This is a genomic window from Paenibacillus sp. LRG-1 (assembly GCF_057220305.1).
Genome location: NZ_CM170126.1, coordinates 4,270,344 through 4,290,270, shown reverse-complemented (window position 1 = coordinate 4,290,270; position 19,927 = coordinate 4,270,344). Strand labels below are relative to the sequence as shown.

19 protein-coding genes are annotated in these 19,927 nt (G+C 45.7%); all 19 read left to right on the top strand.

Annotation, left to right across the window (positions count from 1 at the left end):
• Nucleotides 1-8: 8 nt before the first annotated feature.
• The 19 genes from ACUUJN_RS18915 (at nt 9) to licT (ending at nt 19,902) form a co-directional block, all read left to right on the top strand.
• Nucleotides 9-1,124, top strand: coding sequence for a TIGR04053 family radical SAM/SPASM domain-containing protein (locus ACUUJN_RS18915; protein ID WP_160789669.1), 1,116 nt, complete (start codon nt 9-11; stop codon nt 1,122-1,124).
• Complete coding sequence (hemG, locus tag ACUUJN_RS18910; RefSeq protein ID WP_053325881.1) at nt 1,108-2,529, top strand: protoporphyrinogen oxidase; 1,422 nt, start codon at nt 1,108-1,110, stop codon at nt 2,527-2,529. The genes ACUUJN_RS18915 and hemG overlap by 17 nt, the downstream gene beginning before the upstream one ends.
• Before the next feature lie 109 nt (nt 2,530-2,638).
• Nucleotides 2,639-3,358: an iron-sulfur cluster repair di-iron protein gene (gene ric, locus ACUUJN_RS18905; protein WP_025718083.1), complete on the top strand. Its 720-nt coding sequence runs from the start codon at nt 2,639-2,641 to the stop codon at nt 3,356-3,358.
• A 29-nt stretch (nt 3,359-3,387) separates the two neighbouring features.
• A complete protein-coding gene (gene modA, locus ACUUJN_RS18900) occupies nt 3,388-4,212 on the top strand; it encodes a molybdate ABC transporter substrate-binding protein (RefSeq protein ID WP_209943195.1) in 825 nt (274 codons plus the stop codon).
• On the top strand, nt 4,209-4,886 hold the full coding sequence (modB, locus tag ACUUJN_RS18895) for a molybdate ABC transporter permease subunit (protein ID WP_028542273.1): 678 nt from the start codon (nt 4,209-4,211) through the stop codon (nt 4,884-4,886). Before modA ends, modB begins: the two co-directional genes overlap by 4 nt.
• A 198-nt stretch (nt 4,887-5,084) precedes the next feature.
• A complete protein-coding gene (locus tag ACUUJN_RS18890) occupies nt 5,085-8,759 on the top strand; it encodes a nitrate reductase subunit alpha (RefSeq protein ID WP_068942148.1) in 3,675 nt (1,224 codons plus the stop codon).
• Nucleotides 8,749-10,326: a nitrate reductase subunit beta gene (gene narH / locus ACUUJN_RS18885; RefSeq protein WP_028542275.1), complete on the top strand. Its 1,578-nt coding sequence runs from the start codon at nt 8,749-8,751 to the stop codon at nt 10,324-10,326. The genes ACUUJN_RS18890 and narH overlap by 11 nt, the downstream gene beginning before the upstream one ends.
• Nucleotides 10,319-10,885: a nitrate reductase molybdenum cofactor assembly chaperone gene (narJ, locus tag ACUUJN_RS18880; protein ID WP_028542276.1), complete on the top strand. Its 567-nt coding sequence runs from the start codon at nt 10,319-10,321 to the stop codon at nt 10,883-10,885. Before narH ends, narJ begins: the two co-directional genes overlap by 8 nt.
• Nucleotides 10,885-11,568 carry a respiratory nitrate reductase subunit gamma gene (narI, locus tag ACUUJN_RS18875; protein WP_081327516.1) on the top strand — a complete coding sequence of 228 codons (684 nt, stop codon included), beginning with the start codon at nt 10,885-10,887 and terminating at the stop codon, nt 11,566-11,568. The genes narJ and narI overlap by 1 nt, the downstream gene beginning before the upstream one ends.
• Nucleotides 11,569-11,613: 45 nt before the next feature.
• Nucleotides 11,614-12,066, top strand: a complete 453-nt coding sequence (locus tag ACUUJN_RS18870) for a GAF domain-containing protein (protein ID WP_023989701.1) — start codon at nt 11,614-11,616, stop codon at nt 12,064-12,066.
• Between the two features lies 1 nt (nt 12,067).
• On the top strand, nt 12,068-13,132 hold the full coding sequence (locus ACUUJN_RS18865; protein ID WP_023989700.1) for a PAS domain-containing sensor histidine kinase: 1,065 nt from the start codon (nt 12,068-12,070) through the stop codon (nt 13,130-13,132).
• A 7-nt stretch (nt 13,133-13,139) separates the two neighbouring features.
• Nucleotides 13,140-13,787: a response regulator transcription factor gene (locus ACUUJN_RS18860; protein WP_023989699.1), complete on the top strand. Its 648-nt coding sequence runs from the start codon at nt 13,140-13,142 to the stop codon at nt 13,785-13,787.
• A gap of 22 nt (nt 13,788-13,809) precedes the next feature.
• Complete coding sequence (locus ACUUJN_RS18855; protein WP_484668809.1) at nt 13,810-14,340, top strand: hemerythrin domain-containing protein; 531 nt, start codon at nt 13,810-13,812, stop codon at nt 14,338-14,340.
• 166 nt (nt 14,341-14,506) lie between these two features.
• Nucleotides 14,507-15,661 (top strand): nitrate/nitrite transporter, encoded by a 1,155-nt coding sequence (locus tag ACUUJN_RS18850; RefSeq protein ID WP_023989697.1) that lies wholly within the window; start codon nt 14,507-14,509, stop codon nt 15,659-15,661.
• Complete coding sequence (locus ACUUJN_RS18845) at nt 15,654-16,673, top strand: ThiF family adenylyltransferase (protein WP_075154569.1); 1,020 nt, start codon at nt 15,654-15,656, stop codon at nt 16,671-16,673. Before ACUUJN_RS18850 ends, ACUUJN_RS18845 begins: the two co-directional genes overlap by 8 nt.
• Nucleotides 16,674-16,758: 85 nt before the next feature.
• The gene (locus ACUUJN_RS18840) at nt 16,759-17,199 is read left to right on the top strand and encodes a molybdenum cofactor biosynthesis protein MoaE (protein WP_053326596.1); all 441 of its coding nucleotides are present in this window, start codon (nt 16,759-16,761) and stop codon (nt 17,197-17,199) included.
• On the top strand, nt 17,196-17,429 hold the full coding sequence (locus tag ACUUJN_RS18835) for a MoaD/ThiS family protein (protein ID WP_053325878.1): 234 nt from the start codon (nt 17,196-17,198) through the stop codon (nt 17,427-17,429). Before ACUUJN_RS18840 ends, ACUUJN_RS18835 begins: the two co-directional genes overlap by 4 nt.
• Before the next feature lie 37 nt (nt 17,430-17,466).
• Complete coding sequence (gene moaA, locus ACUUJN_RS18830) at nt 17,467-18,483, top strand: GTP 3',8-cyclase MoaA (RefSeq protein ID WP_023989693.1); 1,017 nt, start codon at nt 17,467-17,469, stop codon at nt 18,481-18,483.
• 585 nt (nt 18,484-19,068) lie between these two features.
• Nucleotides 19,069-19,902: a BglG family transcription antiterminator LicT gene (gene licT, locus ACUUJN_RS18825; protein ID WP_484668808.1), complete on the top strand. Its 834-nt coding sequence runs from the start codon at nt 19,069-19,071 to the stop codon at nt 19,900-19,902.
• Nucleotides 19,903-19,927 lie beyond the last annotated feature (25 nt).

The following is a 19,927-nucleotide window of genomic DNA, read 5'->3' as shown; positions in this document are numbered from 1 at the left end:
AGACATCAATGATATCTTTGAAAACGCCGCGTGATTATCATACAGATCCGTTTATAGTCATCTGGGAGGTTACACGAGCTTGTGCTTTAAAGTGCCTTCACTGTAGAGCGGAAGCTCAGTACAAACCTGATCCTCGCCAGCTGACATTAGAAGAGGGTAAGAAGCTGATAGATCAAATTGCTGAAATGAATCATCCGTTGGTTGTATTCACAGGCGGAGATCCTTTAATGCGTCCTGATCTGTTTGAACTGGCTCGATATGCAATTGAAGAGAAAAATCTGTCGGTTTCAATGACCCCCAGTGCCACCCCTAAAGTGACACGAGCAGCGGTAGAAAAAGCAAAGCAAGTTGGGTTATCGCGATGGGCGTTTAGTCTGGACGGTTCATGTGCAGACATTCACGATCATTTTAGGGGTACAGCAGGTTCTTACGATACGACCATGCGAGGAATTGGTTATTTGAAGGAACTGAATATCCCTATTCAAGTGAACACGACGGTGTCCCGGTACAACCTTCATGATCTGGAGCAAATTGCAGAAAGGGTAAAGGAAATGCAGGCCGTGTTATGGAGTTTATTTTTCCTTGTTCCAACCGGACGTGGCATGGAGAAAGATATGATTACTCCTGATGAGCATGAAGCCGTAATGAAATGGCTGTATCAAATACAGCAACAGATGCCGTACGGTGTGAAGGCTACAGAAGCTCCTCACTACCGGAGGGTCGTACTGCAGGAAAAGCACAGAGCAGGTGAGAGCAGTGTAGCAGACGGACAAAAAAGGGCAGATGTTTTAGGACGTGCTCCTAAAGGCGTAAATGATGGAGATGGATTTGTTTTTATTAGTCATATCGGCGAAGTATACCCGAGCGGTTTCCTGCCTCTTATATGCGGGAATGTACGAAAGGATAGCCTGGCAGATATTTATCGCAACTCTCCGATCATGATGAATCTTAGAGATAAGTCCCTACTTAAAGGTAAATGTGGAGTCTGTGAATTCAAGGCTGTCTGTGGGGGCTCTAGAGCAAGGGCTTTTGCAATAACAGGAGACTATTTGGAGAGTGACCCTTATTGTGCTTATATACCCGGAGTTGGAGAGGAAAAGTGTTTTCATGAAAAAAAGTTCTAAAAAAGTCGTTATTCTCGGTGGAGGAATAAGCGGTTTAAGTGCTGCCTTTTATGTGAAAAAGCTGGCTGAGGATAGGCAGCTTGAAGTAGAGATTACACTGGTGGAGAAAAGTGAACGTCTGGGAGGAAAGCTACAAACCGTTCGCCAAAACGATTTTATGATCGAAAAAGGACCAGATGCTTTCTTGGCCAGAAAGACAGCAATATTGGATCTGACCATGGAGTTGGGGCTGGAAGCAGAGCTGGTATCGACAAACCCGAAAGCCAAATCTGCTTGCATTTTGCATAAGGGCAAACTTCATACGATGCCGATGGGCTTCATTCTGGGCATTCCAACAAAGCTCACCCCCTTCATTCGGACAGGGCTTATTTCTCCGCTGGGAAAAGCACGGGCAGCCTTGGATTTATTCATTCCAGCGAAGAAAGGTGATGAGGACGAATCTCTAGGGGATTTTATCAAACGGCGTCTCGGCAAAGAAGTTCTGGATCAGATTACAGAACCTCTGCTGTCTGGAATTTACGCTGGGGATACTCATTCTCTGAGCCTTATGTCAACTTTCCCTCAATTTAAACTAATGGAACAAAAGCATGGAAGTTTGATTAAGGGTATGTCTAAAGGGGCGGGAAGAAAGCCAGCAGTACAAGACAAACTGCCGGATATCGCTAAGAAAAGTATGTTTCTTTCTTATCGGCTAGGATTATCTACGATCGTGGAGCGGCTAAAGGAAAGGCTGGATACCGTACGTTTTGTTATGGGGCAAGGTGTAGTTGAAGTAAGGAAAGAAAACGGTTATCAGGTCATTTTAGAACATGGACAAAAAATAGATGCGGATGCGGTGATTTGTGCTGTTCCAGCTTTTGAAGCGGCTACATTATTTTCCGGCGTTGCAAGCGCTAGCTGGTTACACAAGATTCACTATGTTTCCGTAGCCAATATTGCCCTTGCTTATAAAAACACAGATCTTAATTTTGCTTTTGAGGGAACGGGATTTCTAGTCCCCCGCAAAGAAGGCAAAAAGATTACCGCATGTACTTGGTCTTCGACGAAGTGGAGCCATACGGCTCCTGAAGGATATACGCTTTTACGGACCTATATCGGACATGCAGGTGCACAGGAGTGGGTTCAAATGACAGACAATCAACTTGTGGATGCCGCGCGCAAGGATTTGAAAGATTTAATGGGCCTGGAAGCGGAACCGGAATTCACAGAAGTCAGTAGGTGTGATCGATCGATGCCGCAATATCCGATTGGACACAAAGAGCATATGGCGAAGATGAGACAGGACTTTGCACAGTATTTACCGGGTGTTTTTCTATGCGGTGCCGGCTATGGGGGCGTTGGAATTCCAGATTGCATCGCTCAAGGGAAAGAAGCGGCTGAACAGTTGCTTTCTGATTTTTTATAATCAGGCTCTTTCCACTAGTGAAAGAGGGAACCCCCTGATTGGTTCAGCTTTAAGGGAGACGTAGAATGAAAGTTAAGCACAAAATCGAAGTAAGATGGAGGAATGGAAGATGAGCCAGTTAACGGAAGAAACATGGGTGGCGGACATTGTGAAAGCAGTACCCAAAACAGGAGATCTGTTCCGCAAACTGAGGATTGATTTCTGCTGCGGAGGGAAAATATCGCTCCGTGAAGCAGCAGCCAATCGAGGCCTCCACGCTGGTGAACTGCTAACGCAGATACATGAAGTGGAAGAAAAGCAGGCACAGCATAAGCAAATGCAACCTCCTTCACTCGAACCAAAAGAGCTAATCGCCTATATTCAAAATGAGTATCATACGAAGCTTCGGGAAGAACTATCGGCGTTAACGCCGTATGTAACCAAACTAACGCGGGTTCACGGCGAACGTTATCCGCATCTAAAGCGAGTTAATGAACTGTTCACCTTGCTTAAACAGGAATTATCGGAACATATTCAAAATGAGGAGGACCTTGTGTTTCCGATGATTGAAGCATTTTTACAAGAATCAACAGTGGAACGAGCAGATGAGTTGAATCCAATTTTGTCCAAGTTGCAAGACGAGCATCAAACGGTGGTGGAATTCCTGAAGGAAATGCGCTTGATCACAAACGGCTTTGAGCCGATGCAGGAAGCTTGTGGTACGCACCGACTCGTATTGAAGCGGTTAGAAGACCTGGAAGCAGATATTTTTAATCATATTCTTCTTGAAAATTGTACACTGATCGAACGTACGAGACAGGCACAGCTAATAGCGAAACCCATTAATTGATGATGAACGAACATGAGGAGCCGAACCAAATGCATAAATTCATTAAAAGTAGCACTGTTTTCGTTTTGGTTATTTCCATCATTTTATTATTATCAGGATGCGTTGGCAGCGCCGGTAAGAATGGATCTTCCAGCCAGACATCTTCGAAAACGGCTGAAACTATTGAGCTTACCATATCCGCAGCAGCAAGTTTAACGGATGCGCTCAAAGAAATTCAGCATTCATACGAATCAACCCATACAGGCATCAAATTGAATTTTAACTTCGGCGGCTCTGGTGCGTTGGAAAAACAAATTGAGCAAGGAGCGCCGTCGGATTTGTTTCTGTCCGCTTCGACCAAAAACATGAAGTCCCTTGTTGATCAGCAGTTAATAGATACAAAAAAACAAAAAACGTGGCTGACGAACGAATTGGTCGCGGTTATCCCTGCAGACGGGACGATGAACATCGCGAGTGTAACCGATTTAACAAAAAAAGAAGTGAAGAAAGTTGCGATCGGAATTCCTGAAAGTGTCCCTGCGGGCAACTACGCACAGGAAGCGCTGATGAAAGCGAAGCTTTGGGACACGTTACAGAGCAAGCTGGTTCAAGCAAAAGACGTTAGACAAGTGCTGCAATATGTGGAAACGGGGAATGCTGATGTCGGATTTGTATATAAAACAGATGCGTTGACTTCACAGAAGGCAAAAATCGCCTTTGAGGTGGATCCCAAAACCTATTCACCTGTTGAGTATCCAATCGGGATTGTCAAAGCTTCAAAGCACATTCAAGAAGCCGAAGACTTTTATGCATACCTACAATCGCAAGAATCTCTGAATATTATGGCTAAGTATGGATTTACCATACCGAAGTGAGCATGCAAGATATAGATTGGAATGAATATTGGCCTCCTATCCGATTATCGTTGCAGGTTGCACTGTTATCCAGCGTTCTGGTAATCATATTAGGCTTGCTTGTGGCATGGTCAATGTCGCGGTTGGGATTATTTAAAGGGAAAACGGTTGTTGAAACCGTGCTTATGCTGCCTTTGGTACTCCCACCGACGGTTGTTGGTTTTTTACTGCTCATATTACTTGGACGAAAAAGCGGGTTCGGACGGTTTGTGGAGCAATGGTTTGGCGAGCCTATTATATTCTCGTGGTGGGCTGGGGTTATAGCAGCGGTGGTAGTGGCTTTTCCTCTTGTCTATCGGACGCTGAGAATGGGACTGTCTTCTGTTGACCGGGACTTGGAAAACGCGGGACGTTCGATGGGTGCAAGTGAATGGCAGGTTTTTCGATACATCACCTTCCCTTTAATTTTCCCTTCTTTTAAGGCTGCCTTTATACTCGGTTTTGCCCGCGGCCTGGGCGAATTTGGTGCTACGCTGATGATTGCCGGAAATATTCCGGGTAAAACACAAACGATTCCGACGGCCATTTATATTGCGGTGGATGCTGGTCATCTTCCTATGGCCTGGGCGTGGACATGCTCTATCATACTCATTTCTTTTATCATGCTCCTGTTAACGGGTCAAAAGAACAATTAATTACTCCATACAAGCTTCCCTTTAGCAGGGGGAGGCTTTTTTGTATCTTTCCATAGAACGAGGGATTTCCTGTAGCGCTATAGGACATTCCCTAATGGGAACAGAGATGAATGAATTACATAATGAGAGTAAGCGAATGAGTCTTCCCTTGGAACTTGCGTTGGGATGATTCTTTCTAAAAAGGAGTGTTGGTCATCGATGAAAAAAAAATACAACCTCAACTTTTTTAAACCGATCGAAAGCTATTCGGGAAATTGGTCAATCCTTGAGGAAAAAAATAGAGAATGGGAAAACGTGTACCGTCAGCGTTGGTCTCACGACAAAGTGGTTCGGACGACTCACGGAGTGAACTGCACCGGTTCCTGTAGTTGGAAGGTTTTTGTAAAAAACGGCATCATTACCTGGGAAAATCAACAGATCGATTATCCCTCCTGCGGTGTAGATATGCCAGAATTCGAACCACGCGGATGCCCGCGTGGGGCTACATTTTCCTGGTATGAATACAGTCCATTACGCGTGAAATACCCTTATATGCGCGGTAAGCTGTTGCGGCTTTGGCAGGCAGCCATTCAGGAACATGCCAATCCGGTGGAAGCATGGGCAAGTATTGTGGAAGATCCGGAGAAAGCCAAGCTCTACAAAGCAGCTCGCGGAAAAGGCGGTCATGTCCGTGTCGCTTGGGACGATGTCCTACGTCTGATCTCGGCGCAACTCATCTATACCATTCGTAAGTATGGTCCCGACCGGATCGCGGGCTTTACGCCAATTCCGGCGATGTCAATGATAAGCTACGCTTCAGGAGCCCGATTCATTTCGCTACTGGGTGGACAGATGTTGAGTTTTTATGACTGGTATGCCGACCTTCCGCCTTCATCTCCTCAAATTTGGGGTGAGCAGACGGATGTACCGGAATCTTCTGATTGGTACAATGCGGGTTACCTGATTATGTGGGGATCGAACGTACCGCTTACCCGGACGCCAGACGCTCATTTTATGACGGAAGTACGATATAAGGGAACAAAAGTCGTATCCGTGGCTCCGGACTTGGCGGAGAATGTGAAGTTCGCTGACAACTGGCTTGCACCACATCCGGGTACAGATGCTGCCATAGCCCAGGCTATGACGCATGTTATTTTGGATGAGTTTTACAGAGAGCGCCAAGAACCGATGTTCATTAACTATGCCAAACAATATACAGATATGCCGTTTATGATTCTGCTTGATCCGCACGAGGGAGCTTGGAAAGGTGGACGTTTTCTACGGGCGAGTGACCTTGGAGATGTTTCGCCGCATGCGGACTGGAAGCCGGTCATATATGACGAAGCAGTGGGGGAAATGCTAGTTCCGAACGGTACGATGGGACAGCGCTGGGAGCAGGATAAGAAATGGAACCTGATTCTGGAGCGGGAAGACGGAACAAAGGTTGAGCCCGCACTCACTGTGGAAGGTCATGGTGAGCAATGGGAAGAAATCGTATTCCCTTACTTTGATAACGCGGGTAATGGAACATTCAAACGTGTAATTCCGGCCAAAAAAGTACGCTTGGAAGATGGCTCGGAACGTTACGTAGCAACCGTGTACGATTTGATGATGAGCCAGTACGGTGTCGCACGCAATGACAGCTCTCATAACGCCAAGAATTATTACGACGAAGCTTCGCATTATACCCCTGCCTGGCAGGAGAAGATCACAGGTGTGAAGGCGTCTGTTGTGGTACAGATTGCTCGGGAATTTGCTCAAAATGCTATCGATACTAAAGGGCGCTCCATGATTATTATGGGTGCGGGTATCAACCACTGGTTCAATAGTGACACGATCTATCGGTCCATCTTGAATCTTGTCGTGTTGACTGCTTCCCAAGGTGTAAACGGTGGAGGCTGGGCGCATTATGTGGGTCAAGAAAAGCTCCGCCCAATCGAAGGCTGGTCAACGATTGCTTTTGCAAAAGACTGGCAAGGGGCAGCTCGGCAGCAAAATGCTACATCGTTTTTCTACTTTGCAACAGAGCAGTGGCGTTACGAAGAAAGTGGAACAGACACCTTGAAGTCACCGATTGGCGGGGATGTCAGTTACAGACATCCAGCAGACTACAACGTGCTCGCAGCGCGTCTGGGATGGCTGCCTTCTTATCCACAGTTTAATAAAAACAGTCTACTGTTCGCCGAAGAGGCTGCGCAATTAGGCAAGAAGTCCAACGAGGACATCATTAATCATTCTGTGGAAGAGATTAAATCACGTAAGACACGCTTCGCTGTAGAAGATCCTGGGGCAGCCGAGAACTTCCCGCGCTCACTCTTTGTTTGGCGGTCAAATCTGATTTCCAGTTCGGCGAAGGGACAAGAGTATTTTATGAAACATTTACTCGGAGCATCTGATGCCCTGCTTGCCCGGCCGAACGAAGAACAGAAACCTGAGGAAATCGTCTGGAGAGAAGATGTAGAAGGAAAGCTTGATTTGATGGTTGCACTTGATTTCCGGATGACAACAACTCCATTGTACGCGGACATCGTGCTTCCGGCGGCAACCTGGTACGAAAAAACAGACTTGTCGTCAACAGACATGCATCCTTTCGTGCATCCATTTAATCCGGCTGTTAACCCTCTGTGGGAATCCCGCGCGGACTGGGATATTTACCGCCAGCTTTCCGAAGTCTTTTCGGATATGGCAAAAGAGTACCTGCCAGGAACATATAAAGACCTTGTGACTGCGCCGCTCGCACACGATAGTATAGGCGAAATTTCACAGCCGATGGGTCTTGTAAAGGATTGGACGAAGGGCGAGATTGAAGCGACTCCGGGTAAAACCATGCCGAATTTCAGCATCATCGAACGCGATTATACTAAAATTCACGATAAATTTATCTCACTCGGTCCTAATTTGACTACTGGGAAAGCAGGTGCGCATGGCGTCAGCTTCTCCGTAGCGGACGAATATGAGGAAATGAAAAAGTTGAACGGAGTTTATTACGATGAGTCCATTAAAGATGGGCTGCCCAAAATCCAGACAGCTCGCCAAGTGGCCAATGCAATTCTTCACCTTTCATCCGCGACTAATGGACGGGTGTCGCAAAAGGCTTATGAGCAGGCAGAAGAGCTTCACGGTGTGGAACTCAAAGACATCTCGGCCGATCGGGCAGCGGAAAGGATCACTTTCCAAAGTATCACGGCACAGCCACGGGAAGTTATACCGACACCAGTATTCACTGGATCGAACAAGAAGGGACGCCGCTATTCACCATTTACAACGAATATTGAACGTCTCGTTCCGTTTCGTACTTTGACGGGAAGACAGCATTTCTATATTGATCATGAGATTTTCCAACAATTTGGGGAATCATTACCGATCTATAAACCGACGCTGCCGCCGATGGTGTTCGGCCCTCGCGACCGGGAAATAAAAGGCGGGCAAGATTCACTTGTGCTTCGTTATCTGACACCGCACGGTAAATGGAATATTCACTCCACCTATCAGGACAACCAGCACATGCTGACACTGTTTCGCGGAGGTCCTACGGTGTGGATCAACAACGAAGACGCAGAGGCACACGATCTGGCCGACAATGATTGGGTAGAGGTATACAACCGTAACGGCGTCGTAACCGCCCGGACTGTTGTCAGCCACCGGATGCCAAGAGGAACGATGTTCATGTACCATGCTCAGGATAAGCACATTCAAGTGCCAGGCTCCGAAATCACGGATACACGCGGCGGTAGTCATAACGCACCGACAAGAATTCATCTCAAACCAACCCAGATGGTCGGTGGATATGCTCAGCTTAGTTATGGATTCAACTATTATGGTCCGATCGGCAACCAGCGTGATGTGTACGTTGCGGTACGTAAAATGAAGGAGGTTAACTGGCTTGAAGATTAAAGCTCAAATTGCCATGGTCATGAACCTGGATAAATGTATTGGCTGTCATACGTGCAGCGTGACATGTAAAACAACCTGGACGAACCGCAAAGGTGCGGAATATATGTGGTTTAACAATGTGGAAACCAAACCAGGTATCGGTTATCCGAAGCGCTGGGAAGATCAGGAATTATATAAAGGGGGCTGGCAGCTCCGCAAAGGGAAACTGGAACTGAAGTCAGGCAACAAGCTGTCCAAGATAGCACTGGGTAAGATTTTTTACAATCCAGACATGCCGGAAATGAAAGACTATTATGAGCCCTGGACTTATAATTACGAGCAACTGACCAACGCTGGCGAACAGAAGCATTCACCTGTGGCACGCGCGCATTCTGCGGTAACAGGTGAAAAAATGGATTTGGAGTGGGGCCCAAACTGGGAAGATGACCTGGCGGGTGCGCATGTAACCGGTCCGCTTGATCCAAATATTCAGAAAATCGAAGAAGAGATTAAATTTAACTTTGAGAAGTCGTTCATGGTGTATCTCCCACGGCTTTGCGAACATTGCCTAAATCCAAGCTGTGTCGCGTCCTGTCCTTCGGGCGCCATGTACAAACGGGACGAGGACGGAATCGTGCTCGTCGATCAGGAAGCCTGCCGCGGCTGGCGGTATTGCATGACGGGCTGTCCATACAAAAAAGTGTACTTTAACTGGCAGACGAACAAAGCGGAAAAATGTACCTTCTGTTTCCCACGTGTGGAAGCTGGCCTGCCGACAGTCTGCTCCGAGACATGTACAGGACGAATTCGCTACCTCGGCGTTATGCTGTATGACGCGGATCGGGTGCTTGAGGCCGCTTCTACGCAGGATGAGAAAGAACTTTACAAAGCGCAGTGCGACCTGTTCATGGATCCAAGTGATCCGGCAGTGATTGCTCAAGCGAGAAAAGACGGTATCTCGGAGGACTGGATTGAAGCAGCCCAGAACTCGCCGGTCTACAAGCTTGCCATTGAGCACAAGCTGGCATTCCCGCTTCATCCGGAATACCGCACATTACCTATGGTCTGGTATGTGCCACCACTTAGTCCGATCATGAATTACTTTGAAGGGAAAGACTCGATTGAGAATCCCGATATGATCTTTCCGGCTATCGAAGAGATGCGTACCCCCATTCAGTACCTTGCCAATATGCTGACGGCGGGCGACACGCAAACCGTGAAGGAATCCTTGCAGCGAATGGCTATGATGCGCTCCTATATGCGTGCCCAGTCCACAGGACAATCTTTCGATGAAAGCCGTCTTGAGCGCATCGGCATGACACCGCGGCAGACCGAGCAGATGTATCGACTTCTGGCGATTGCCAAGTATGAGGATCGTTTCGTCATTCCGACATCGCATAAAGAAGGATATTCGAACCCGTACCGAGCTCAAGGATCTGCTGGTTACGGCGATACCATGGGAAACATGGGTTCAGGCTCTGGATGTGACGGCTGTAGTATGGCAAGTTCGATGGGGATGGAAGAGCCTTTGAAAACGGGCAAAGAAATGTATGAAGAAAACTTCTACGGGGGTATTTGGCGTGATTAATGTAGCGAAGTTGTATGAATGCAAGCCATCATTCGGGTTTTTCGCTCAGCAACTCATGTACCCGGAAAAGCTGGATTTTCATCCGGCTTTTCTGGAAACATCGTTTGATCCGAACCATCCGGCATATACGTATGCGAACACCTACTGGTCCCTTATGCAAGAGTTCAGTATGGAAGAGATTCAGGAAATGTATACAGAAACCTTTGATTTTCAAAAAAATTGTGCACTATATATGACTTACTTTAAATTCGAAGATGCAAAAGAACGGGGACAAATGTTGGTCAAGTTAAAGGTGCTATACGAGATGTATGGTCTTGAAATGCCAGATGGAGAGCTGCCAGATTACCTGCCGCTCATGTGTGAATTTCTGTATGCCGCCGAATGGTCGCAAGATCCGAAGACGACAGAAAACTTCCGCATGCCAATCGCGATCTTGGAAGACGGCACATATCATTTGCTTAAAGCGCTGGAAAAAATGGAAAGCCCGTATTTTCATTTGGTGAAGGGACTGCGTGAAACGCTTAAAGTTTGCGTAGAACAGGAGGCAGCCGCGCAATGATGATGCTAGAGCAGTTTTTATGGGTTATTTTCCCTTATATGTGCGTGGTGGTCTTTATTGTAGGGCATATTTTCCGCTATAGAAACGACCAGTTCAATTGGACAGCAAAATCAAGTGAGTTTATTGAAAAAAAACAATTGATGATCGGAAGTCTCTTATTCCACCTGGGTATTATCCCAGTTATTATGGGTCATGTATCCGGTTTGGGCATACCAAAAACCTGGATGCATGCACTGGGTGTAAACGATCATCTGTATCATATTGGAGCAGTTTATGTTGGTGGAATATTTGGAGCGATGACATTCCTCGGTATGTTGATTCTTACCTCTCGTCGTTTTACAATGCGCAATGTGCGCCGTTTAAGTACAGCGTCTGATATGATTGTAAACGTATTGCTTTTGGCCATTGTATGCATGGGGATGTTCGCGACTCTCGTAACGAATGCGGTACAGCCGGAATTCGATTATCGGGAGACGATCTCGATCTGGTTCCGCGGTTTATTCATATTCCGTGTTGACCCGACTCTGATGAGAGACGTACCGATGTCTTTCAGGCTTCATATACTTATGGGCTTTGCGATTTTTGCATTCTGGCCGTTTACCCGGCTTGTACATGTGTGGAGTGTTCCGTTGAATTATGTGCGCAGAAGTTATATCCTTTACAGAAGACATAAATCGAATTAGGAAAGCGGGCTCTGCCTTCTTTCCTAATTCTATTAGGAGAGAGCGATGAATAATAGGATGGATTATCAAAGGGAGCTTGAGCGAATACGCGAACATTTCGGTTATGATTTCATGGCGCTTGCTCTGGTTGAACCGGCCGAATATCAATACGTAATTAAATGGAAAAATGCAGCCGGTAATTTAAATGATCGCTTTAAGCGGATTGTGCTGCAATCCGGTAAGGGCATAGCAGGAATCGTGTTTAAAACCGGGAAATCCGTTTTCATTCCATCTATTTATCAATATGTGGGGGCAGACAACCTGTTTAACTATCCGATCGTTCAATCCGAGAAGCTCAAGAGTCTCGGGGCTGTTCCCCTATGGAATGATGCTCGCGTCGCGGGCGTACTGCTTGGTGGATTTCGGGAAGAACAGCTCATGACCGAAGCCATGATGCGTGATTTGGAAGCCTTGGCACATAGAGGAATTGGAGAGTTGAACGGGAAGGAAGTGATGTGAATTGACATTGTCTTTAGGGACTGGCTCTTTGAGTGCGTTAATGGTGAAGTTGTTTGAGAACAGTACGGAAGCCATTTTCTTTTTTGATAGGCAAGGGAATACCCTAGCCATGAATCCGGCAGCTGAGGAGATTGTGGGCGATGACGTCCTCATCCAACTCTATGAAGGGAAGGAAAGAGCTTTATGTGGAACATGCAGGGGTTATACAAGCGAAACGGAGCCCCGTACCTGCCTTGACTGTTATTTCAATATGCCAGAATCCAAGGATTTCGCTTCTTTTCAGGTGTATCTGGAAACGAAGAGCAACCGAATGGTTCCCTATGCCGCTTCTTTTCACACCATTGATTCTGAACATGGAACACGGGTGTTGATGTTGAGAGACTTGACTCCACAATTTCAGACGCAGGAAAAATTGTATCAAAACAAAATGATGAAGCATGTCATTGAAGCGCAGGAAAATGAGCGCAAACGGCTTTCCAGGGAACTGCACGACAGTGTGGCCCAGGAATTGATGAGCGCGGTTGTTGAACTACGGGTGTTAAAATACATGACGAATGATGAACAGCTCATCAAAAATATGAAGCAGACTGAAGCATCCATGACGCGATTGTTGGATGATATCCGCAACCTGTCTGTGGAACTACGTCCCGCCACACTTGATGATTTTGGGCTTGAAGCGGCATTTCGTTCCCACTTTAAGAGGGTTGAACAAAGCTTTGGTCTGGTAGTTGAATTTGTGTCGGATCTTTCCCAAAAGCGATATGGAAGTGAAAAGGAAACGGTCATTTACCGTGTCTGCCAGGAGGCTGTTCTCAATGCCTTGAAGTATGCCCAGGTAGATATGGTTAAAGTTTCTTTGACTGAGCACGATCATACACTTCGTTTGACTGTAGAGGACGATGGAATTGGCTTTGAAAAGGGGAGCAAGCCTATTGGAACGGGATTAGGTTTATATGGCATGCAGGAGCGAGCAGAGCTGGTAGGCGGGAGTTTTGGCGTCCTTTCAAATGTTGGTCAGGGAACCAAAGTCTTTTTACAAATTCCGATTGGCCAAGAGGAGGAATAGAGACTTGATCAAAATTGTGTTAGCGGATGACCATGCTATTGTACGAAGCGGATTTTCCATGATTTTGAACTTCCAATCGGATATGGAGGTTGTCGGAACGGCTGCGGATGGCATTGAAGCGTATACGATGGTAGCTAAATATCGTCCGGATATTCTAATCATGGATCTCAGCATGCCCCCAGGCGAAAGTGGATTGATCGCTACAGGCAAGATTAAAGAGGACCACCCTGATACTAAAATTCTGATTCTGACCATGCATGACGATGAAGAATATCTTTTTCATATTTTAAAGAATGGTGCTTCAGGATACGTTTTGAAAAATGCCCCAGATGAGGAGTTATTGCTTGCTATACGAACCATTCATGGGGGTGGGACTTATATCCATCCTAAAATGGCTACTTCTCTCGTTCGTGAGTTCATCAAAAAAGATACGACGTCACAATCAGAAGATCCTTATGAGATCCTGTCCAAGCGGGAACTGGAGATTCTACCTCTGGTCGCAAAAGGTTACGGTAACAAGGAAGTTGCGGAAAAGCTGTTCATCTCTGTCAAGACGGTGGAAGCGAACAAAGCGAAAATCATGGAGAAATTGAATTTAAGAAGTCGGCCTGAACTGGTCCAATATGCATTAAAGAAAAAAATGCTGGATTTTTAGCCGATGAATGGAGGAAATCCGCGTGCTGGAAAATGAGAAATTGCGCTTTTCCAAACCTGCCATGCGTATTCTTGAAAATGAGCATCGCTATCTAACCTATCTGATGGATGAATGGCATGCCATTGTATTGTGGTTTGAGCAGCACAGAATACTAGATTTGGAAGAAGGCCGCAAGCAACTGGATAAACTGAGAACGCAGATTATCGATTTTAGGGTATCCCTCAAGAAACATACCGAAAAGGAAGAAGAACACTTCTTTTCTATGCTAGGAACCTACATTGGTTTTGAGCAGGGACCGCTCGTTGGTATACAGGAGGAGCACCGTGAAATAGAGGGCTATATCGATCATTTTCTTTATCAGACGGAGGGCGATCTGAGTTTGCTCACGCTTGATGAGATTCAGGAGGCGACCAAGAACGCGGGGGAGGCCTTCGAAGTCCTGACTGTACATTTTATAAAAGAAGAAGCCGTACTTTTTCCTATGGCAGAGCAACAGATCAATCGGAATGATCTAACCAAGTTATGTGACAAATTAAATACGCTTATCTCTTGAATTGACCAAGCCGCTTCCTATAGAAGCGGTTTTTTATATTTTCAGGGAGTCCCCTGTTATGTAAAGGGGACTCCCCTATATTCGAATGGATGGGCTAGCGGCTACAATGGGGACAGAAAATTCAAATCAATAATTCGACAGAAAAAACGTTGAAAAGGTGAGTTAAATGATTAGAAAAATGCAGTTGCCGTTACAAACATTGAACTTGATTCTTGGATTCATGGTATGGGTTATCATTTCTTCGCTTATGCCGTTCATTACGGAGGATATTGCTATTCCACCCGGAAAATTGGCCATGGTCACAGCAATTCCGGTCGTGCTTGGTTCGATTCTGCGCATTCCGCTTGGTTATTATGCCAACATCTTCGGAGCAAGAATCGTTTTTCTCGTTAGCTTTATTTTGCTTTTGTTTCCCGTCTACTATATCAGTGAAGCTTCTACGATGATGGATTTAATTATCGGTGGCTTGTTCCTTGGGATTGGGGGAGCTGTGTTCTCGGTTGGGGTGACTTCGCTGCCGAAGTATTATCCAAAGGAAAAGCATGGGTTTGTAAATGGGATGTATGGCATAGGGAATTTGGGAACAGCCGTCACTACCTTCTCGGCCCCTATTGTGGCTACTCAAATTGGCTGGGCCCCTACAGTGAAGCTGTATCTCATTCTGCTGCTTGTTTTTATCGCTTTGAATTTCTTCTTAGGGGACCGTCATGAAGCTAAAGTAAAGACGCCCATTATGGAACAGATTAAAGGGGTTTACAAAAATGAAAAGCTTTGGTTTTTCTCGCTCTTTTATTTTATTACATTTGGCTCATTTGTAGCGTTCACGGTGTACTTGCCGAATTTCCTGGTATCGAATTTTGAGCTGACTAAAGTGGATGCAGGGATGCGTACAGCAGGCTTTATAGCGATTGCCACTTTCTTCCGCCCCATCGGTGGCTGGCTGGCGGATCGGTTTCAGCCCCTGTTCCTGCTGGTAGGCACGTTCTCTGTTTATACGGTCGCTGCGATTCTTTTGGCTTTTTCACCAGGGATTACCCTTTATACAGTAGGCTGCTTGGCGATCGCTGTATGTGCTGGAATGGGGAACGGCGTCATTTTCAAGCTAGTTCCATTTTATTTTAATAAACAGGCAGGTATAGTTAACGGAATTGTATCCATGATGGGCGGTCTCGGTGGCTTTTTCCCTCCGATCTTGTTGTCGACGATACATGCCGCTACTGGCCAATATTCCATTGGATTCATGCTCCTCTCCCAAGTGGCGCTGGCTAGCCTGATCCTCGTTATATGGCTGTATTATCAAGGGACACAATCTAATGAATGAGCGTTATTCCAGACAGATCTTATTTAGACCTATTGGTGGCGAAGGGCAGCGTAATTTATCCGCTGCTGTCGTCACCATTATCGGTTGCGGGGCACTGGGCTCCGCCATTGCCGAAACATTGGTAAGAGCGGGCGTTGGGGAGCTTCATCTTGTCGACAGGGATTATGTGGAGATGTCGAATCTGCAACGTCAGCAGCTGTTCACGGAGCAGGACGCCGCGGAAATGCAGCCTAAGGTCATGGCAGCCGAAAAAAGGCTGAAAGCCATACGAGAAGACGTGCGGTTGCACACATATCTCGATAATTTGGATGCCGAGCTTGTTCAAGAACTTGCCAGCAAAAGTAAATTGCTGATGGATGCTACGGACAATTTTGAAACTCGTCTGCTTATCAACGATGCTGCACTGAAGGCAGGAATTCCATGGATTTATGGAGCCTGTGTTGGAAGCACAGGCGTTGTTTTTCCATTCGTGCCGGGAGAGTCTGCTTGTTTACGCTGCCTTCTGCCATCGTTGCCTGCGATCAATCAGACCTGCGATACGGCTGGAATCATCTCACCCGCAGTCCAGGTGACAGCTGCCCTCCAATGTGCAGAAGCCATGAAGTGGCTGAGCGGCAGACATGATAAGATGCGCCGCAAGGTTCATCTATTTGATCTATGGGAGAACACGCAGATGGACATAGGGATTTCCCGCATCCGTAACCAAGATTGTCCAACCTGTGGAGAGCATCCTACGTTTCCTGCACTGACAGCATCACGTCGCTCGGCGTATGCGGCTCTGTGCGGACGGAACGTGGTACAGGTTCTTCCAGACCCACAACGTCCGATCACGCTTGATGATGCAGAGAAAATGGGCAGGCTTATAGCAGATCGTGTAAAAAGAACCCCTTATTTCGTTGAATTTTATGCTTTTAAGCATCGAATGATTTTATTCAAAAACGGAAGGCTTCTCATACACGGTGTCCGGAGTGTTGCCAACGGTCAAAAACTATATCATCAGCTGTTCGGTTAAATGAGATGTAGATACAAAAAGCAGAAACATTTAAAAGAGTCTGTCACCGGAGAGTGGCTTGTCCGGTGGCTGGAAGGTGGAAAAGATGAGTGTATTTGAAATCGTAACGGAGCCCATTATCCCGCAGGCTTATGCGGATTATGTCCTAAGGCCGGAAGCAGGAGCGGTGACTATTTTTACAGGGCACGTACGAGAATGGACTCAAGGCGTACGGACCTTATACCTTGCTTATGAGGCCTATGTCCCTATGGCTCAAAAAAAACTCGCAGAGATTGGTCGCGAAATCGAACAGAAATGGGAAGGAACGCGAGTGGCGATCGCGCACCGCATTGGCGAGCTTCAAATCGGTGATATCGCCGTTGTCATTGCCGTTTCTTCACCTCACCGTTCGGATGCGTATGAGGCGAATGAATACGCGATCGAACGAATCAAAGAAATAGTTCCTATTTGGAAACGAGAGATTTGGGAAGATGGAACGCAGTGGGTCGGAGATCAAAAGAAAAAGCCAGGGGGAGATCAGTCATGATTAAGCTGTACTACTTTGCGGGACTCCGTGAGGTGACGGGAAAAGCAGAAGAATTGGCAGATTTGGCGGGCCAAACGGTAGGCGATTTATCCAATTGGATAACAGATCAATATCCAGATATGCCGATCAAGTCTGTGCGAATTGCGATAAACGAGGAGTATGCGTTGTCTACGGATGTATTACAGAATGGAGACATTGCAGCCTTCATTCCCCCAGTGAGCGGCGGCTAATGATAACGATGCTAAACAACTAGAAAGGAGGGGGCGTATGAATTTTCATCCACTGAAAGACAAGTTGCAGCGGCCGATTCGTGACCTGCGTATATCGGTTACAGACCGCTGCAATTTCCGCTGTTCCTATTGCATGCCTAAAGAGATTTTCGGTGACGATTACGCCTTTCTTCCCCAAAATGAATGTCTGTCGTTTGAAGAGATTCACCGGCTCACGAAGCTCTTTGTATCCCTGGGTGTAAAAAAGATCCGACTCACGGGCGGCGAACCATTAATGCGCAGGAATCTACCCGACCTGGTCTCCCAAATCCTGTCCATTGACGGAGTGGAAGATGTCGGCTTGACCACCAACGGTGTGCTGCTAGGACAGCAGGCCAAGCCTCTCTATGACGCGGGGCTACGACGGCTTAATGTCAGTCTGGACGCTCTGGACCCCGAGCTATTTGGGCGGTTGAATGGGCGGGGGATTAAGCCTGATATTATTTTGAAGCAGATCGAATATGCAAGAGAAATCGGCTTTGAAATCAAGGTCAATATGGTAGTTCAAAAAGGCGTTAATGACTCGGAGATTTTGCCGATGGCCGCTTATTTTAAGGAGCAGGGAATAACCCTTCGCTTTATCGAGTTTATGGATGTAGGTAATGACAACGGATGGAGCTTCAAAAAGGTACTAACCAAAAAAGAAATCGTTGAACGACTTAAGAATGCGTACGAGCTGGAGCCGATGGATCAGGATTACTTTGGAGAAGTAGCAAAGCGTTACCGTTATAAAGACAGCGACGCACAGATTGGTTTTATTACTTCGGTTTCTGAATCGTTTTGTTCGTCTTGTACACGTGCCCGCTTATCGTGCGATGGCAAGTTTTATACATGTTTGTTTGCTTCAGGCGGATTTGATCTACGTCAGATGCTTCGTAATGGAGCGAATGACCAGGAATTACTCGATGTGATTACTTCTGTATGGGAGCAACGCACAGACCGGTATTCCGATGAACGTACGGAGCAGACAGCCAACAACAAAAAAAAGATTAACATGTCTTACATTGGTGGCTGACATTTTATACCATGAGAATGTGCTGTATTTGATGTGGTTTCCTCGAAAAAGAAAGCGCAAACATTTTTGTTGGCAAAACTTAAATTCGATGTTATTATGATCTTGGGATTGTTACTGAAAAGGCAAAACCCGAGGCATGGAATTAGATTTCCATGTGTTGGGTTTTGCCTTTTCTTTTTAGAATACAAGCTTTACGATATCCTGCATGATATGAATATCTGGCCAGCCATAACGCAGAAAGGTGAGTGATATAAAGCCTTACAAGTGCTGAACAACAAAGATGATGACGTCGACCAACGAATCGACATCCGAAAAATGATGTCATAGGACGTGGTTAACCGACTATATTCATTTTCAAAACGGAATATCAGATCGGTTTGGAAGCACTCAAGATCATTCAGGGAAAACGTAAGGCTTTGTCTCTTATTATGAATGCGTTTTCATAACACGGAATTGTAAATCAATACATTTGAATTTGATTTATGACGAAGGTTTGATCGGCTATTACCGTCTTGTGACCTATCTGAAATTTCGCCCAGCAACTAAATCCTTTTTTAAATTTGATGGGATAAGGGGGGCAGTTAGATGATCATAACGAAGATATTTAATAACAACGCCATAATAGCCAAAGATCAAAAAAGAGATGAATTTGTTGTTATGGGTCGTGGTATTGCATTCAAAAAGAGTGCAGGTGAACAAGTAGAAGAGCATCTAATTGAAAAGGTCTTTGTGCTTAAACATAAAGATGCTTCAGAGAAATTTAAGTTATTGTTAGAGGATGTTCCATCAGAATATGTTTCGTTATGCTATGACATCATTGAATATGGAAAAAGCATATTAGAAGCACAATTGAGCGATTATATATATGTTTCGCTTACGGATCACATGAACAATGCATTTAAAATGTTTGATGAAGGGTTTAAAAATGCAAATCCATTAATTTGGGAGATTAAAAAATTTTATCCCAAAGAATTTGCGGCTGGATTAAAAGCACTGGAGTTCATTGAAGACGAAACAGGCAAACGATTGTCAGAAGATGAAGCAGGTAATATTGCTCTTCATTTAATAAATGCTCAAGTAAACAGCTCCTACAACAAGGTAGCAGATGTTGCTCAGCAAACTCAAAAAATACACGACATCTTGAATATTATTAAATACTCTTATAATACCACCATAGATGAACACTCGATCAGTTATGAGCGATTTATTACGCATTTAAGGTTCTTCTTTCAGCGATTAAATAAAAAAGAAAAAGTAGAACTGGAAGACGATTTTTTGTGGAGGCAAGTGAAAGCAAAGTACAAAAAGGCTTATGGCTGCATGCTGAAGATTGAGAAATACTTGGATATGGTATTGTCAGATGAGGAAAAGCTGTATATAACGATTCATATTCAGCGTGTGACCCAAAGAGAAAATTGAATAACTCTTGGATTGTTACTGGTAA